This is a genomic window from Sphingomonas sp. SAFR-052, from assembly GCF_051965015.1.
In the GTDB taxonomy this organism is placed as follows: Bacteria; Pseudomonadota; Alphaproteobacteria; order Sphingomonadales; family Sphingomonadaceae; genus Sphingomonas.
On sequence record NZ_JBQCMO010000005.1, the window covers coordinates 102347 to 117292 of the forward strand.

The 14946-nt window shown below is 67.7% G+C and carries 17 protein-coding genes and 1 tRNA gene; 7 read left to right on the forward strand and 11 right to left on the reverse strand.

Going from position 1 to position 14946, the window contains the following annotated elements; genetic code table 11:
- Positions 1–55: 55 nt before the first annotated feature.
- From ACTHQV_RS10235 to ACTHQV_RS10245, 3 genes are all read right to left on the reverse strand, one after another.
- Positions 56–982: a glycosyltransferase family 2 protein gene (locus tag ACTHQV_RS10235; RefSeq protein ID WP_440490077.1), complete on the reverse strand. Its 927-nt coding sequence runs from the start codon at positions 980–982 to the stop codon at positions 56–58.
- 110 nt (positions 983–1092) lie between these two features.
- Positions 1093–2721, reverse strand: coding sequence for a trigger factor (tig, locus tag ACTHQV_RS10240; protein ID WP_440490079.1), 1629 nt, complete (start codon positions 2719–2721; stop codon positions 1093–1095).
- Positions 2722–2787: 66 nt separating this feature from the next.
- A tRNA-Leu gene (locus tag ACTHQV_RS10245) sits at positions 2788–2872 on the reverse strand.
- A gap of 137 nt (positions 2873–3009) precedes the next feature.
- Between ACTHQV_RS10245 and ACTHQV_RS10250 the strand changes: the two genes are divergently transcribed.
- Together ACTHQV_RS10250 and ACTHQV_RS10255 are read left to right on the forward strand one after the other, a co-directional pair.
- Positions 3010–3240 (forward strand): hypothetical protein, encoded by a 231-nt coding sequence (locus ACTHQV_RS10250; protein ID WP_440490080.1) that lies wholly within the window; start codon positions 3010–3012, stop codon positions 3238–3240.
- 1 nt (position 3241) lies between these two features.
- On the forward strand, positions 3242–3460 hold the full coding sequence (locus ACTHQV_RS10255) for a hypothetical protein (protein ID WP_440490081.1): 219 nt from the start codon (positions 3242–3244) through the stop codon (positions 3458–3460).
- A gap of 131 nt (positions 3461–3591) precedes the next feature.
- Here the strand turns inward: ACTHQV_RS10255 and ACTHQV_RS10260 are convergent, their stop codons facing one another.
- Genes ACTHQV_RS10260 through gatC form a run of 5 tightly spaced genes read right to left on the reverse strand, consistent with a single transcriptional unit; the run spans position 3592 to position 7642 of the window.
- Entirely contained in the window at positions 3592–4221 is a 630-nt protein-coding gene (locus tag ACTHQV_RS10260) for a peptidylprolyl isomerase (protein WP_440490083.1), read from the reverse strand.
- Positions 4218–5702 (reverse strand): Asp-tRNA(Asn)/Glu-tRNA(Gln) amidotransferase subunit GatB, encoded by a 1485-nt coding sequence (gatB, locus tag ACTHQV_RS10265; RefSeq protein WP_242117691.1) that lies wholly within the window; start codon positions 5700–5702, stop codon positions 4218–4220. Before gatB ends, ACTHQV_RS10260 begins: the two co-directional genes overlap by 4 nt.
- Positions 5695–5877 carry a hypothetical protein gene (locus tag ACTHQV_RS10270; protein WP_440490085.1) on the reverse strand — a complete coding sequence of 61 codons (183 nt, stop codon included), beginning with the start codon at positions 5875–5877 and terminating at the stop codon, positions 5695–5697. Before ACTHQV_RS10270 ends, gatB begins: the two co-directional genes overlap by 8 nt.
- Positions 5874–7355 (reverse strand): Asp-tRNA(Asn)/Glu-tRNA(Gln) amidotransferase subunit GatA, encoded by a 1482-nt coding sequence (gene gatA, locus ACTHQV_RS10275; RefSeq protein ID WP_440490087.1) that lies wholly within the window; start codon positions 7353–7355, stop codon positions 5874–5876. The genes ACTHQV_RS10270 and gatA overlap by 4 nt, the downstream gene beginning before the upstream one ends.
- Positions 7355–7642, reverse strand: a complete 288-nt coding sequence (gene gatC, locus ACTHQV_RS10280; protein WP_242117685.1) for an Asp-tRNA(Asn)/Glu-tRNA(Gln) amidotransferase subunit GatC — start codon at positions 7640–7642, stop codon at positions 7355–7357. The genes gatA and gatC overlap by 1 nt, the downstream gene beginning before the upstream one ends.
- 105 nt (positions 7643–7747) lie before the next feature.
- On the opposite strand from gatC, the gene ACTHQV_RS10285 reads away from it, so the two are divergent.
- The 4 genes from ACTHQV_RS10285 to ACTHQV_RS10300 are packed head-to-tail and all read left to right on the forward strand — an operon-like array spanning position 7748 to position 11553.
- Positions 7748–8857, forward strand: a complete 1110-nt coding sequence (locus tag ACTHQV_RS10285) for a DUF3089 domain-containing protein (RefSeq protein WP_440490089.1) — start codon at positions 7748–7750, stop codon at positions 8855–8857.
- Complete coding sequence (ruvX, locus tag ACTHQV_RS10290) at positions 8854–9324, forward strand: Holliday junction resolvase RuvX (RefSeq protein ID WP_440490090.1); 471 nt, start codon at positions 8854–8856, stop codon at positions 9322–9324. The genes ACTHQV_RS10285 and ruvX overlap by 4 nt, the downstream gene beginning before the upstream one ends.
- Positions 9325–9364: 40 nt before the next feature.
- The gene (locus ACTHQV_RS10295; protein WP_440490092.1) at positions 9365–10354 is read left to right on the forward strand and encodes an aspartate carbamoyltransferase catalytic subunit; all 990 of its coding nucleotides are present in this window, start codon (positions 9365–9367) and stop codon (positions 10352–10354) included.
- The gene (locus tag ACTHQV_RS10300) at positions 10351–11553 is read left to right on the forward strand and encodes a dihydroorotase (protein WP_440490094.1); all 1203 of its coding nucleotides are present in this window, start codon (positions 10351–10353) and stop codon (positions 11551–11553) included. The genes ACTHQV_RS10295 and ACTHQV_RS10300 overlap by 4 nt, the downstream gene beginning before the upstream one ends.
- 43 nt (positions 11554–11596) lie before the next feature.
- Here ACTHQV_RS10300 and ACTHQV_RS10305 read toward each other — a convergent pair whose 3' ends face one another.
- The 3 genes from ACTHQV_RS10305 to ACTHQV_RS10315 are packed head-to-tail and all read right to left on the reverse strand — an operon-like array spanning position 11597 to position 13898.
- Positions 11597–12823 (reverse strand): tetratricopeptide repeat protein, encoded by a 1227-nt coding sequence (locus tag ACTHQV_RS10305; RefSeq protein WP_440490095.1) that lies wholly within the window; start codon positions 12821–12823, stop codon positions 11597–11599.
- Entirely contained in the window at positions 12820–13191 is a 372-nt protein-coding gene (locus tag ACTHQV_RS10310; RefSeq protein ID WP_440490097.1) for a hypothetical protein, read from the reverse strand. The genes ACTHQV_RS10305 and ACTHQV_RS10310 overlap by 4 nt, the downstream gene beginning before the upstream one ends.
- Positions 13192–13193: 2 nt before the next feature.
- Positions 13194–13898 carry an AAA family ATPase gene (locus ACTHQV_RS10315; RefSeq protein WP_440490098.1) on the reverse strand — a complete coding sequence of 235 codons (705 nt, stop codon included), beginning with the start codon at positions 13896–13898 and terminating at the stop codon, positions 13194–13196.
- Positions 13899–14051: 153 nt separating this feature from the next.
- Here ACTHQV_RS10315 and ACTHQV_RS10320 point away from each other — a divergent pair, with 153 nt between their 5' ends.
- Entirely contained in the window at positions 14052–14945 is an 894-nt protein-coding gene (locus ACTHQV_RS10320; protein WP_440490100.1) for an SPOR domain-containing protein, read from the forward strand.
- Position 14946 lies beyond the last annotated feature (1 nt).

Genomic DNA, 14946 nt, shown 5'->3' on the forward strand with positions numbered 1-14946 from the left:
GCTCGCGAGAGGCGACGCAAGAGGCGACCCTACCGCAGTGCACCCGGAAAGATGGTTAGTGCGTGCCGGGCGCCCGGTGCGCGAGATAGGCGAGCCGCCGAACTTCGCGCCGCCCGCGCACCACCGTGTCGAGGATCAACCCTGAAAACAGGCATAGCGACGCGAGAATGACGAGACCGGTGGCGAGGATGGCGGTCGGGAAACGCGGCACCAGCCCGGTCTGGGCGTATGTGAAGACGAGCGGCACGGCCAGGATCACGGCCAGCACGGCGAGCGCCAGCCCGATCGCGCCGAAGAACCACAGGGGCCGCTCGATCCGGTACAGCGTGGCAATGGTGCGGGCGATGCGGAACCCGTCGCCATAGGTCGACAGCTTTGATGCCGACCCCTCCGGCCGCGCGAAATAGCGCGTTGCGACCTCGGCTACCGGCATGCGCAGTTCCAGCGCATGGACGCTGATCTCGGTCTCGATCTCGAACCCGGCCGACAGCGACGGGAAGCTCTTGACGAACCGCCGCGAAAAAACCCGGTAGCCCGACAGGATATCGGTGAAACTCCGCCCGAACAGCCGCGCGAGCATGCCGGTCAGCATCGCATTGCCCAACCGATGCCCGCGGCGATAGGCCAGCACCGCCTCACTGACCCGCTGCCCCACGACCATGTCGAGTTGTTCGTCGATCAGCCGCGCGACCAGTTGCGGCGCGGCCTCCGCATCATAGGTCGCGTCGCCATCGGCCATGACATAGATGTCGGCATCGACATCGGCGAACATGCGGCGCACGACCGCCCCCTTGCCCTGCAACCGCTCGGTCCGCACCACGGCGCCCGCGGCGCGCGCGACGTCGACCGTCCGGTCGGTGGAGTTGTTGTCATAGACATAGACGGTCGCCTGCGGCAGCGCGGCGCGGAAACCGGCCACGGTCGCGGCGATCGCGGCTTCTTCGTTGTAGCAGGGCAGCAGGACGGCGACGGTCATGGACATGGCGGGCCGTACAACATCCCCCGCCATCGAAAGCAAGCATCCCGACAGCAAAAGGCCGCCCGCTCCCGTTCAGGAAGCGGACGGCCTTCAAGCCGTTCGGTCGGGAAGGATCAGCCTTCGCTGGCTTCGGTCTCAACCTTCTTCTTGGCGCGCGGCTTCTTCGCCGGCGCCGGCGCGGCGTCGCCCTCGGCAACGTCGGCAGCCTCTTCGGCCGGAGCCGCTTCGGCCTTCTTTGCCGGAGCCTTGCGGGTCGCGGCCTTCTTCTTCGGCGCCTCGGCTTCCGCCGGGGCATCCGGCGAAGCCGGCTCGACGTCCTTCGCCGTCACCGGCTGGGCTTCGGCATGGTCATGATCGTGGTCATGGCCATGATCGTGACCGCAGCCCGGGCCATGCACATGCGGCACCGCGCCTTCCTCGCTCTCGATCTCGGCTTCCAGTTCCTCGCGCGTCACTTCGCGGTCGGTGATTTCCGCCTTGCCGAACAGGAAGTCGACGACCTTGTCCTCATAGAGCGGGGCGCGCAGCTGAGCGGCCGCCATCGGCTCCTGCTGGACATACTGCATGAAGCGCTGGCGATCCTGCGGGCCGTACTGCTGCGCGGCCTGCATGATCAGGCGCTGCATTTCCTGCTGGCTGACCTCGATGCCGTTGGCCTGGCCGATTTCCGACAGCAACAGGCCGAGGCGGACGCGACGAACGGCGATCTGACGGTAATCCTCACGCTCCGCTTCCAGTTCGGCGCGCGCCGCTTCCGGGTCGGCTTCATGGCCGGCTTCGTGCTGAAGCTGCGCCCAGATCTGGTCGAACTCGGCCTCGACCATCGACGGCGGCACTTCGAAATCATGGCCGGCGGCAAGCTGGTCGAGCAGCTTGCGCTTCATGTGGGTGCGGGTCAGGCCGTTCAGTTCCTGCTCGATCTGCCCCTTGATGAGGCCGCGCAGCTGCTCGAGGCTTTCGAGACCCAGCGACTTGGCGAACTCGTCGTCCGGTCCGCCCTCGGCCGGAACCTTCACGTCGGTGATCTTCAGGTCGAAGGTCGCAGGCTTGCCCTTCAGATTCTCGGCCTGATAATCCTCGGGGAAGGTGACTTCGATCGTCTTTTCGTCGCCCTTCTTGACGCCGACCAGCTGGTCTTCGAAGCCGGGGATCAGACGGCCCGAGCCGATCTCGATCGACATGCCTTCGCCCGTGCCGCCGTCAAAGGCAACGCCATCGACCTTGCCGACGAAATCCATCACGACCAGATCGCCGGTGGCGGCTTCATGGCCATCCTCGGCGTCGTCATGCCGCTTGTTGTTGCTGGCGAGCTGCTCGAGCTGCTGATCGACGACCGATTCGTCGGCCGGAACGGTCAGGCGCTCCAGCTTCAGCCCGTCGATCGCCGGGGCCGGCACGTCGGGCAGCACTTCCAGCGACACGGTGACCGCGGCGTCCTGACCGGGGGCATAGGTGCCGTCCAGCGACACCTGCGGTGCGGTGGCCGGACGCAGCTTCTGTTCGGCGATCAGCGTCTGGATGCCGTCCTGGATCGAGCTGTTGAGCGCGTCCTGCGACAGCGCTTCGCCGTGCATCTTGCGGATCAGGTTCGCGGGCACCTTGCCGGGGCGGAAGCCGGGCATCTTCACGGTCGGCGCGACGCGCTTCACTTCGGCATCGACCTTCGCGTCCACCTCGGCCGCGGTGATGGTCAGCGTGTAGGCGCGCTTCAGGCCCTCGTTCAACGTCTCGACAGTCTGCATTCTCGAAGCTTTCGTCAAAGGAATCGATTCGGGGCGGCTCCAGCCTCGACCGGGCGGCGGCGTCACTGGTGCGGGCGAAGGGAGTCGAACCCCCACATCTTTCGATACTGGAACCTAAATCCAGCGCGTCTACCAGTTCCGCCACGCCCGCCGAGCGGACGCCGCCGGCACGGGCGCGTCTATAGCAGCCATGCACGCCGGGGCAAGTCGCCACGCTTCGCAGAGTTGCATGGCGACCGCAACCCGCATCCATCGGACGCGTTGGATAGAGCGAAGGAGAGCATTTTCATGCCCGTCGAACCACCGATCCCCGCCGAGACCCCCGCCCCCGATCCCGGCGTTGCGCCGACCGCGCCGCCGCCCGAACAGCCCGTTCCGCAAATTGAACCGGGCCAACCGACTGCGCCGCCGCCCGAAATCGACGTGCCGGGCCCCGATATCGACGTGCCCAGCCCGATGCCCGGCGGTGATCCGGGGGTAACCCCGGTACCCGGCCAACCCGTGATGGAAGGAAACTGACATGGGCGATCGCGATCGCAGCAGCCACCCCGACAGCCCGCCGGAAGGCGAGACCGATCGCCGCAGCGATATCGAGAAGGCAGTCGACTCCGTTAACGGCGACATCGAGCGTAGCGGGACCGATGTTGGCGCGACCTCGCCGACCGAACCGACCGTCTCGTCGGATACGGCAGGTGGTTCCGGCGGCGTCGTCCGCAATCAGGAGGGGGACGGGCAGTAGGATCGCTACCGAAACCTTTCCAGCTAGGTCATTCCAGCGCAGGCTGGAATCTCCCGGTCGGCTGGCTGCGTAGGAGCCGCGCGAGACCCCAGCCTTCGCTGGGGTGACGTCGCGACCGACGATACCCCCCTTTACCCGGTTACCCGCCGCGCAGTGAGGATCCGCACCGGCGCGGCGGGCATCTCGCCCTTGAATGCGCCGTTACTCGCCTTGGCCGGATCGACCGGCGTGTCGAGGATTTTCAGCAGTACATCGCGACCGTCGACGATGCGGGCGAAGGCGGCATAGCCCTGCCCGTCCGCCGGCACGCCCGGCGCCGCATCCAGCGCACGTCGCTGATCGCCGACCGAGATCGTGAACTCGCCGCGCGCGGTGCCGACGCCCAGTCGCGCGACCGACAGCGTGCCGTCGGTATGCGACAGCCCCGTCTGCGTCGTCGGTTCGTGCTTGATCGGGGGCAGCATCTTCTTGACATCGGTATGCGGGCCGAACTGGACGAAGCCGAATTCCGGCCCGACCTTCACGATGCGGTAGAAGCTGACGCCGTCGAGCCGCTTCTGGTCGACATAGCGCAGGAAATTGGCGGCGGTGATCGGCGCACGCTTCACCTCGACCTCGACGGTCAGCGTGCCGGCGGTGGTGACGATCGCGACACGCGGCAGCGGCGGTTCGGCGGCCGGTTGCGGCAACGGCGCCTGCGCCCATGCCGGCCCGACACAGGCCAATGCCACCAGCAGCGCGCGTCGCGTCGTCTTCATCATCCCAGCGCCTTCTTCAGCAGGTCGTTGACCACGCCGGGATTGGCCTTGCCGCCCATCGCCTTCATCGTCTGACCGACGAAGAAGCCGAACAGCTTGTCCTTGCCACCGCGATAGTCGGCCACCTTGTCGGCGTTCTTTTCCATGACCTCGGCGATCACCGCCTCGATCGCGCCGGTGTCGCTGGTCTGCTTGAGCCCACGCTCCTCGACAATGGCATTCGCGCCCTGCCCAGTTTCGAGCATGATCTCGAACACCTGCTTCGAAAGCGTGCCCGACAGCGTGCCATCGGCGACCAGCTTCAGCAGTTCCGCGCCCTGTGCCGGCGACACCGGGCTGTCACCGATCGTCTTGCCCAGACGATTCAGTGCGCCATACAGGTCCGAAATCAACCAGTTGGCGGCCGACTTTGCCGGCACGTCCGAACCGCATTCCGCCAGCAACGCCTCGAACCAGCGCGCCGTTTCGACCTCGGCGGTCAGCACCGCCGCATTATATGCCGACAGGCCGAGTTCGCCTTCATAGCGCTTGCGCTTGGCGTCGGGCAGCTCAGGCAGCGACGCGCGGCATTCCTCGAGGAACGCATCGTCCAGTTCGAGCGGCAACAGGTCGGGATCGGGAAAGTAGCGGTAATCGTGCGCATCTTCCTTCGACCGCATCGACCGCGTCACGCCCTTGTCCGGATCGAACAAACGGGTTTCCTGCACGATGCGACCGCCATCCTCGATCACCGCGACCTGCCGGTTCGCCTCATATTCGATCGCCGCCATGACGAAGCGCACCGAATTGACGTTCTTCGTCTCGGTCCGGGTACCGAATTCCTCGCCCGGACGGCGCACCGATACGTTGACGTCGGCGCGCATCGACCCCTGGTCCATATTGCCGTCGCACGACCCGACATAGCGGAGAATCGTTCGCAGCTTCGACAGATAAGCCCCTGCTTCGGCGGGAGAACGCATGTCGGGACGGCTGACGATCTCCATCAGCGCGACGCCCGAACGGTTGAGATCGACATAGGAACGCGTCGGATGCTGGTCGTGCATCAGCTTGCCGGCATCCTGCTCGACATGGATGCGCTCGACCCCGATCGCCTTGGGCACGCTGTTCGGGTCCTTCTCGTCCAGCACGATCTCGACCACGCCCTCGCCGACCAGCGGGTGGTAGAGCTGGCTGATCTGATAACCCTGCGGCAGATCGGCGTAGAAATAATTCTTGCGGTCGAAGCGCGACCATTTGTTGATGACCGCATCGATCGCCATGCCGGTCCGCACCGCCTGCCGGATGCATTCGCGGTTCGGGGTCGGCAACATGCCCGGCATCGCCGCGTCGACCAGCGACACCTGCGTATTCGGCTCGGCCCCGAACGCGGTCGCCGCGCCGGAAAACAGCTTGGCGTTCGACGTGACCTGCGCATGGACTTCAAGGCCGATCACGACCTCCCAGTCGCCGGTCGCGCCACGGATGCGGTAGGTGGACTCAGTCATTCTCGTTCAATCCACGTTCTGGGCGCCGGAACAGTCGATGCCGTTCGCGCCGTTCCGTTTTTTCCTGCCGTTCGATCATTCTGCGACGGGCAGGACGATCATCGTTGCGCTTGCCTGACCAGTCGAGGGTGCCGGGAAGATCGCCCAGCGCCTCGAACCAGTCGAACACCATCACCACCATTTGTCCGCGCGCGCGACGAACCCGGCCCGCTGCTCGATCGCGAGGCCCGCATTCAGCACGCCCTGCTCGTCAAGTGGCTTCCCGATGATCTGCAAGCCCAGCGGCAGCCCGTCCTTGTCGACGCCGCCCGGGACGCTCATCGCAGGCAGGCCGGCCAATGACGACGGCACGGTGAAGACGTCGTTCAGATACATCGCGATCGGATCGGCGCTCTTCTCCCCCAGCGCGAACGCCGCCGACGGCGCGGTCGGGGTCAGCAGCACGTCGCACTGCTCGAATGCCTGTTCGAAATCGCGCGCGATCAGCGTCCGCACCTTCTGCGCTTGCGTATAATAGGCGTCATAGAAGCCGGCAGAAAGCACATAGGTGCCGATCATGATCCGGCGCTTAACCTCATCACCGAAGCCGGCGGCGCGGGTCGCGGCGTACATGTCCTGCAGCGCCGCTCCGTCGGGCAGCACTCGCTGGCCGTAACGCACGCCGTCATAGCGGGCAAGGTTCGACGACGCTTCGGCCGGGGCAATGATGTAATAGGCGGGCAGCGCGTACTTCGTGTGCGGCAGCGAAACCTCGACGATCTCCGCCCCTGCATCCTTCAGCCAGTCGATGCCGTGCTGCCACAGCGCCTCGATCGCCGCCGGCATGCCGTCAACGCGATATTCCTTGGGGATACCGACACGCTTGCCGCGCAGGTCGGCGTTCAGCCCCGCTTCCCATGCCGGGACCGGCAGATCGAGCGAGGTCGCATCCTTCGGATCGAAGCCCGCCATCGCCTCCAGCATGATCGCACAGTCGCGTACGTCATGCGCCATCGGCCCCGCCTGATCGAGCGAGGATGCGAAGGCGACGACGCCGTAGCGCGAACAGCGGCCATAGGTCGGCTTGATGCCGGTGATGCCGACGAACGCGGCGGGCTGGCGGATCGAACCGCCCGTGTCGGTGCCGGTCGCGGCTGGGCACAACCGCGCGGCAATCGCCGCCGACGAACCGCCCGACGATCCACCGGGCGCCAGCGGCGCGGTATCGCCGGGACGCCGCCAAGGCGAGATGACGTTGCCGAACGCGCTGGTTTCGTTCGACGATCCCATGGCGAACTGGTCGAGGTTCAGCTTGCCAAGCATCCCCGCACCGGCATTCCACAGATTGCCGGAGACGGTCGATTCATATTGCGGCACGAACCCTTTCAGGATGCCGCTCGCCGCCGTCGTCTCGACGCCCTGCGTGCAGAACAGGTCCTTCATGCCGATCGGCACGCCGGCCAGCGGCTTGAGCGTTTCACCCGCCGCGCGCGCATCGTCGGCCACCTTCGCGGCGGCCAGCGCATGGTCGGGGGTTTCGACGAGGAACGCGTTGAGCGGCTTCGCAGCGGCGACCGCGTCGATGAACGCATCGGCGACGTCGCGGGCGGAGAATTCGCCGCCGCGCACGCCGTCGCGGATCGCGGCGACGCCAAGGTCGGTCAGGTTCGACACTATTCGATCACTTTCGGAACGGTGAAAAAGCCATGCTCACCCTGCGGCGCGTTGGCGAGCACCTTATCGCGCACATCGCCATCGGTGACGACATCGTCGCGCAGGCGCAGATGGTTGGGGATGACGGCGGTCATCGGCTCGACGCCGCTGGTATCGACCTCGCCTAGTTGCTCGATGAAGCCGAGGATGTTGCCGAGTTCGGGTGCGAGCTTCTCGGCTTCGGCATCGGTGATCGCGATACGGGCTAGGCCGGCCACGCGTTTGACGGTTGCAGGTTCGACGGACATGGCACGGCGGCTAGCATCCCGCCGCGCCCCCCACAAGCACTGCAAAGCGGTTGCACGGGAACGCCGCTTCCCGCACCTAAGGCGCAATCACCAGCGGAGATCGGTTTGGCGCGCAAGTTCCTGTATGTCGTGGCGGCGCTGATCGTCCTCGCGATCGCGGCGCTGTTCGCGTTTCGCCTGTTCGGCAACGACCTGTTGCGCCGCGCGATGGTGCCGAGCGTCGCGTTCCGCGCCGAACCGGCGATGCCCGCCAACGCCTATGCCGACCGCGCGATGTGGTTCGCGCGGCCTGGACTGACCAACACGCCGGTCGACTGGCTGCCGCAGGGCGTGGCGCGAACCGCGCCGGGCAATGCCGAGATCTTCTTCCTCCATCCGACCTCGTTCGTCGGCACCGATCGGTGGAACGCAGCGCTGAGCGACAGCGAGACCAACGGCCGCGCCCAAGTGTTCCTGCGCGGACAGGCCAGCGCGTTCAGCGCCGCCGGCCGCGTCTGGGCGCCGCGCTATCGGCAGGCGACGTTCGGCGCATTCCTGACCAGCGACGCCGCCGCGACGCAGGCGCTCGACCTCGCCTATCGCGACGTGGCCGCCGCATTCGATACCTTCGTCGCCGAAGCCGATCCGAACCGTCCGATCATCCTCGCCGGGCATAGCCAGGGGTCGCTGCATCTGACGCGCCTGCTGCGCGAGAAGGTAACCGGCACCCCGCTCGCTCGCCGCATTGTTGCTGCCTATATCGTCGGCTGGCCGGTGTCGAAGGCGACCGACCTGACCGCGCTCGGCCTACCCGAATGCACCGCCGCCGATCAGGCGGGGTGCCTGTTGTCGTGGCAGAGCTTTGCCGAACCCGCCGACCCGACGCTGATCGTCGAGCAATATGACGCCTCGACCGGCTTCGACGGCCGCCCGCGCCAGGGTACGCCGATGGTCTGCACCAATCCCCTGACCGGCACAGCCAACGCCGCCGCACCGGCCGGCGCCAATCGGGGTACGCTGATCCCCGACAAGGCGCTGGAGGATGCGACCATGGCGCCCGGCCTCGTCCCCGCACGGTGCGACGAACGCGGCTTCCTGCTGATCGGTGACAATCCGCCCGATCTCAGCCCCTATGTGCTGCCGGGCAATAACTGGCATGTGTACGACTACAGCCTGTTCTGGGCGAATGTCCGCGCCGACGCGCTGCGCCGGTTGGCGGCGTGGGAGAGACGATGATTACCGAAGACCGCGCTGTCTTTCGCGACGCGCTGCCCGAGGGCGGTCGGCTGATCGGGCTGGACGTCGGTACCAAGACGATCGGCACCGCGCTGTGCGATGCCGGCTGGAGCTTCGCCAGTCCGGCGGTGCTGGTGAACCGCACCAAATTCACCGCCGACAAGGCGCAACTGGCGACGCTGATCCGGCAGCAATCGGTTCGCGGCATCGTCATCGGCCTGCCGCTCAACATGGACGGCAGCGATTCGCCGCGTACCCAGTCGGTCCGTGCCTTCGCCCGCAATCTCGACGATACCGGCCTGCCGATCTTCCTGTGGGACGAACGCTGGTCGACGGTCGCGGTCGAGCGGCAGATGATCGCCGAAGATTTGAGCCGCGCCAAACGGGCCGAACGCGTCGACAAGCTGGCCGCCGCCTATATCCTGCAGGGCGCGATCGATGCGCTGGTCAACGTTCCGCTCGGCTGACCTTGCGTCGGCACGCGGCGCGCCCTAACCGGTCGCCTCGATGCCTATCTCCGACCACCGCCCCGCCGCCATGATCGATGGTGGCGCCGTTTTCCCGCATCGTCACCTGACCGGGATAGAGGGGTTGCAGCCCCATGAGATCCTGTTCCTGCTCGACGAGGCGGAACAATGGATCGACGCCAACCGCAACCGTGCGCCGGGCGACCACCGGCTGGACGGCGTGACCCAGATCAACGCCTTTTTCGAGAACAGCACGCGCACGCTGCTGTCGTTCGAGATCGCCGGCAAGCGGCTGGGCGCCGACGTCGTCAACATGCATGCCGGCCAGTCGAGCGTGAAGAAGGGCGAGACGCTGATCGACACCGCCGTTACGCTCAACGCAATGCGCGCCGACGTGATCGTCATCCGCCACAGTTCGTCGGGCGCGGTGCAGCTGATCGCCGACAAGGTCGACTGCCCGGTGCTGAACGCGGGCGACGGCTGGCACGAACATCCGACACAGGCGCTGCTCGACGCGCTGACCATCCGTCGCCGGCTGGGCGAGATCGCCCACAAGCGGGTCGTGATCTGCGGCGATATCCTCCACAGCCGCGTCGCGCGGTCGAACATCCTCGCGCTCACCACCCTTGCCGCCGAAGTCCGTGTCGTCGCGCCGACGACCCTGATGCCGCAGGCGATCGAATCGATGGGCGTTACCCCGTTCACCGATTTCGATGCCGCGCTGGAGGGGGCCGATGTCGTGATGATGCTGCGACTGCAGAACGAGCGGATGAATGGCGGCTTCATCCCGTCGACCCGCGAATATCACCTCCGCTACGGCCTGACCCGCGAACGGCTGAAACGCGCCGAGCCACATGTGATCGTCATGCACCCCGGCCCGATGAACCGCGGAATCGAGATTACCAGCGACGTCGCCGACGATCCCGAACGATCGACCATCACCGAACAGGTCGAAATGGGGGTCGCGGTGCGCATGGCGTGCCTCGACGTGCTGACCCGGCGCAGTCGCGGCGTGGAGGGCTGGGCATGACCATGATCTTTACCGGCGGCACGCTGGTCTGCCCTGATGGCGGGGTACGCAGCGGCGATCTGGGCGTCAGCGGCGACACGATCGGGCAGGCCGGCGCAGATGCTGAACGCATCGACATTTCGGGCAAGCTGCTGGCGCCCGCGATCGTCGATCTCGGCGTCTTCGGCATCGATGCCACCGCGTGCCGGGCGGGCGGGATCGTCCGCGTCGGACTGATGCCGGATCAGGCGCCGGTGCTCGACGATCCCGGCATCGTCGCGCGGGCGGCACATATGGGCAAGCCCGACATCTGGATCCATCCGCTGTCGGCCGCGACGCAGGGTCTGCGCGGCACCGACCTCGCCGAAATGGCGATCAATGCCGAAGCAGGCGCGGTGGCGGTCGCGACCGGGCGGCGCTGGATCGCCGACAGCGGGGTGATGCGCAAGGTACTGGCCTATGCGCGGGACTGCGACCTCGTCGTTGTTGCCCATGCCGAGGATGGTGGCCTTGCCGGGGATGCGGTTGCGACATCGGGCGAAACCGCGACCCGGCTCGGCCTGCCCGCAGCCCCTGCCATGGCAGAGGCGTTGGCGATCGCGCGCGACCTGATGCTGGCGGAGGATACCGGCGCTCGCCTCCATTTCCGCCAAGTGACGACCGCCGCCGGTTTCGATCTGATCCGTGCGGCCAAGCGCCGCGGGGTCCGCGTCACCTGCGGCATCACGCCGGCGCATCTCTATTTCTCGGATATCGCGATGAGCGATTTCCGCACTTTCGCGCATCTCTCGCCGCCGCTGCGCGACGAAAGCGATCGCCGGGCGGCGCGCGCGGCGCTGGCGGACGGGACGATCGACGTGCTGTGTTCGGGTCACGATCCGCGCGGGCCGGAAGCGAAGCGCCTGCCCTTTGCCGATTCCGAACCCGGCATGGCGGGGGCGGAAACACTGCTGGCGCTGGGACTCGGGTTGGTGCGCGATGGGCTGATCAGGCTCGACCGGCTGTTCGCGCTGTTGGCGCGTAATCCGGCAAAGCTGCTCGGGCTGGATTCGGGTACGCTCGCCACCGGCGCACCGGCCGATCTGATCGTCGTCGATCAGGACCTGCCGTGGCAGGTGCGCGCCGACGCACTGGCGGGCAAGGCGGCGAACACGCCGTTCGACGGCCTGCCGGTCCAGGGCCGCGCGGTGCGGGTGATAAAGGGCGGCGCGTTCCTTTGAGGGAACGCGCCGCCTCCTCCTGGGAGAGGCTCGGGAAACTGGTTTAGCGCGAAGCGAGCCGTTGGGGACCGGCCCAGCTCGCCAGCTGCTCGCCGGCATGGGTGCGGACGAAGCAACGGTCGCCCTTCGCCCGGACGCGACTGCACAGCGATGCGGCGTCGCCCCGGGCAAGGCCGCCGACCGACAGCCGATAAAAGCTGGTTCCGCGCACGCTTGCCTGCATACCCTGTGGCGACAGTTCGGCAAGGCGGGGTACGGTGCGGGTCAAACGCCGCCATGCCGTACGGGCAACCGCCTGGGTATCGAACGCGCCAAGCTGCACGTAATAGCCGCCGGCGCTGCGAGGGGCCGCCGCCATGCGGACCGGCGCTACGGCACGCCCGCGATAGTCGCGCGGCAACGCCTGCACGATCTCCTGCCGCGGGGCGAAGGTGATGGCCGGCCGCACGATCGCCGCCAGCTGCGTCGGGACCGGTTCGGGCGCCGACGGCACATCAACTGCCTCAACCGCCACTTGCGCGGCCGGCGCCGCATCGCCCGGAGCCGCCAGCGCCAGCTGCACCGGCTGTCCGCGATCGACGGCCGGGGTGACACCAAGTAGCGCCGCGACCTGCTGCGCCGCCGATTGCGGACGCGCGAAGCCGGCCCATTCGACCAGCCGCGCATCGACCTGTTCGGGCGACATATCGACCGATGCGACCGTCCGCGCCTCGACCCAGCGCCCGTCGAGCGCGAGAGCGAGCGCCAGATTCTGCCGCATCGTCGCGGTCGCCGCCGGGTCGCGCGCCGCTTGACTGAGCAGCGCGATGCCGCCCGCCGGATCGCCCGCCAGCGCCAGGGCGAGCCCGCGATCCCCGTCAGTCATGCGCGCGGCATGGGCGGTCAGCGTCTCTCGCGCCGCGACCCATTCGCCGGTCGCCGTCTGCGCCAGCGCAAGGTTCAGCGCGGCCCGACCATCGGCGGGGTTCAGCGCCAGCACGTCGCTGAACGCCTGCGCCGCCGAGGCGAAGCGACCCGCCTGCAGATAGGCCTTGCCGAGCAGCGTGCGATACCCGGCATCGCGCGGCAGCAGCGCCACCGCCTGCTCGGCTAACGTCACCGCTTCGTCGCCGCGGCGCTTGGCCAGCGCCTTCGCCGCCTTGCCGGCCAGCTTCTGCGCCATGCCCTGCTCGGACGACGCCACCGCCATGGTGCCGCTGGCAACGAGCGCCAGCGAACCGCCAAGCATGGTTGCCGCAAGGCCGATCGATACGAACAAATGGGTCTTCATTGCGTGCCCTTTGCGGCCCCATCGGGGGCTAGGCGCTGAACGAGCGCCGCGATGTCGGAAGTCGACGGGAGGGACCGATCGAGCGCTTCGCGAACGAAGGCTTCCGGGGAAAGGTTGCAGACCGTCGCCGCCAGCCGCAACCGCAGCAGTCGGTCGGCGTCGAGCGACAGGGTGACGGTTTCGCCGCTTGCCGCCTGCAGTTTCGCGCGCTCCTGCAACACCGCCGGCACCGCCACCGTCTCGCCCAGGTCGTTCCAGCCGAGGTCGTCGGCCGCCCCCGTCCCATGCGGCCGCATTGCCGGGCGTGCCTCGCCCTTGCGCGCCAGCAGGCCGGGATTGATCTGCGACGGGTGGCGCGGGGTCGTCATGACTAGCCCCGCACCCGGCGGCCGAAGCCGCCCGCCGCGCGCGGACCGCCCGGCAGCGTCGGCACCGCGAACACGGTGCGACGGAAATTCTTTTCCAGCCGGTCGTGGATATAGCTCCACAGCGCCTCGATCTCGGCGCTCGACTTCGACGTCGGATCGATCTCCATGACCGTGCGCCCGTCGACCATCGACGATGCGAAATCGACGCGGTGATGGATCGTCACCGGCGCGACGGTGCCATGCTGCGACAGCGCCATGGTTGTCTCACCCGTGATCTTCGCCCCCGGCGTCGCGGCATTGACGACGAACACCAGCGGCTTGCCGGCACGGTCGCACAGGTCGACCGTCGCTCCCACCGCGCGCAGGTCGTGCGGGCTGGGCCGGGTCGGCACGACGATCAGTTCGGCGACGGCGATCACGCTCTGGATCGCCATGGTGATCGCCGGCGGCGTGTCGATCACCGCCAGCTTGAAGCCGTGCCCGCGCAGCGTCTCCAGATCGGCGGCCAGCCGTGCGACCAGCGTGTGTGCGAAGGCCGGTTCGTCGGAGACGCGCGCATTCCACCAGTCGGCCAGCGACCCTTGCGGATCGATATCGACCATAACGACCGGCCCGGCGCCCGCCCGTTCGGCCTGCACGGCGAGGTGCCCGGACAAGGTCGTCTTGCCCGATCCGCCCTTTTGCGATGCCACCGCCAGAACGCGCATGCCGCCAACGTCTCCCTTCTCTTGGCATCGGGAATCGCATGGTCGTCGCTAAAATGCGGTTAACGTCCGGTACGGGGACGACGAAACGCGAAAGCCGTTCCGCCGACGAACAAGCGCTGATAGTGAAGCGGCATGATCGCAAGGGGAATGTGGATGCGCGCTGCGACGGGGCTCGCGGTGGCGATGCTGGCGGCACCGGTGCTGGCCGATGTGAAGGCCGGGGTCGAGGCGTGGTCGCGCGGCGACTGGGCGACGGCGGTGCGCGAATGGCGCGAGCCGGCGGTCGCGGGCGACGCCGATGCGCAGTTCAATCTGGGGCAGGCGTACAAGCTCGGCCGCGGCGTGCCGATGAACCTGACCGAGGCCGAGCAATGGTATGCCCGCGCCGCGCAGCAGGGCCATCGGCAGGCCGAGGACAATTACGGCCTGATCCTGTTCCAGAACGGCAAGCGCGCCGACGCCGTCCAGTGGCTCGAGAAATCGGCGGATCGTGGCGAAGTCAGAAGTCAGTTCGTCCTCGGCACCATGCTCTTCAACGGCGATGCGGTGACCAAGGATTGGCGACGTGCCTATGCGCTGATGACGCGCGCGTCGTCGGCCGGATTGCCGCAGGCGTCGGCGACGCTGGCGCAGATGGATCGCTACGTCCCGCTGCCCGATCGGCAGGCGGCGTTGGCCATGGCCCGCGATCTGGAACGCAGCGCCGGACGTCCCGCCTTGCCGACCACGCCGATCCAGCAGGCACGACCGGTCACGGTGAGGCCAACGCCTGTCGCCAAGGCACCCCCCGCCCCCAAACCCGTCGCCGCATCGCCGGCTCCGGTCGCCGGCGGCAATTGGCGGGTCCAGCTCGGTGCGTTCCGCGATGCCGGCAATGCCCGGCGGCTGTGGGGCGAAGTCTCGGGCAAGTTCGCCGGTCGCCAGCCCTTTTACGACGATGCGGGCGGCGTCACCCGGTTGCAGATCGGCCCGTTCGCCAGTAGCGCCGAGGCGAGCCGCGCCTGCGCCGCGATCCGACCGACGACCTGCGTGCCGGTCAAGCGGTGAT

Coding starts and splice junctions, on each gene's coding strand:
- gatB (WP_242117691.1), bottom strand. CDS start 5,702: ATGACTGAGTCCACCTACCGCATCCGTGGCGCGACCGGCGACTGGGAG.
- ACTHQV_RS10250 (WP_440490080.1), top strand. CDS start 3,010: ATGCCCGTCGAACCACCGATCCCCGCCGAGACCCCCGCCCCCGATCCC.
- tig (WP_440490079.1), bottom strand. CDS start 2,721: ATGCAGACTGTCGAGACGTTGAACGAGGGCCTGAAGCGCGCCTACACG.
- ACTHQV_RS10315 (WP_440490098.1), bottom strand. CDS start 13,898: ATGCGCGTTCTGGCGGTGGCATCGCAAAAGGGCGGATCGGGCAAGACG.
- ACTHQV_RS10305 (WP_440490095.1), bottom strand. CDS start 12,823: ATGAAGACCCATTTGTTCGTATCGATCGGCCTTGCGGCAACCATGCTT.
- ACTHQV_RS10310 (WP_440490097.1), bottom strand. CDS start 13,191: ATGACGACCCCGCGCCACCCGTCGCAGATCAATCCCGGCCTGCTGGCG.
- ACTHQV_RS10255 (WP_440490081.1), top strand. CDS start 3,242: ATGGGCGATCGCGATCGCAGCAGCCACCCCGACAGCCCGCCGGAAGGC.
- gatC (WP_242117685.1), bottom strand. CDS start 7,642: ATGTCCGTCGAACCTGCAACCGTCAAACGCGTGGCCGGCCTAGCCCGT.
- ACTHQV_RS10320 (WP_440490100.1), top strand. CDS start 14,052: ATGCGCGCTGCGACGGGGCTCGCGGTGGCGATGCTGGCGGCACCGGTG.
- ACTHQV_RS10260 (WP_440490083.1), bottom strand. CDS start 4,221: ATGATGAAGACGACGCGACGCGCGCTGCTGGTGGCATTGGCCTGTGTC.
- ACTHQV_RS10295 (WP_440490092.1), top strand. CDS start 9,365: ATGCCTATCTCCGACCACCGCCCCGCCGCCATGATCGATGGTGGCGCC.
- ruvX (WP_440490090.1), top strand. CDS start 8,854: ATGATTACCGAAGACCGCGCTGTCTTTCGCGACGCGCTGCCCGAGGGC.
- ACTHQV_RS10300 (WP_440490094.1), top strand. CDS start 10,351: ATGACCATGATCTTTACCGGCGGCACGCTGGTCTGCCCTGATGGCGGG.
- ACTHQV_RS10235 (WP_440490077.1), bottom strand. CDS start 982: ATGTCCATGACCGTCGCCGTCCTGCTGCCCTGCTACAACGAAGAAGCC.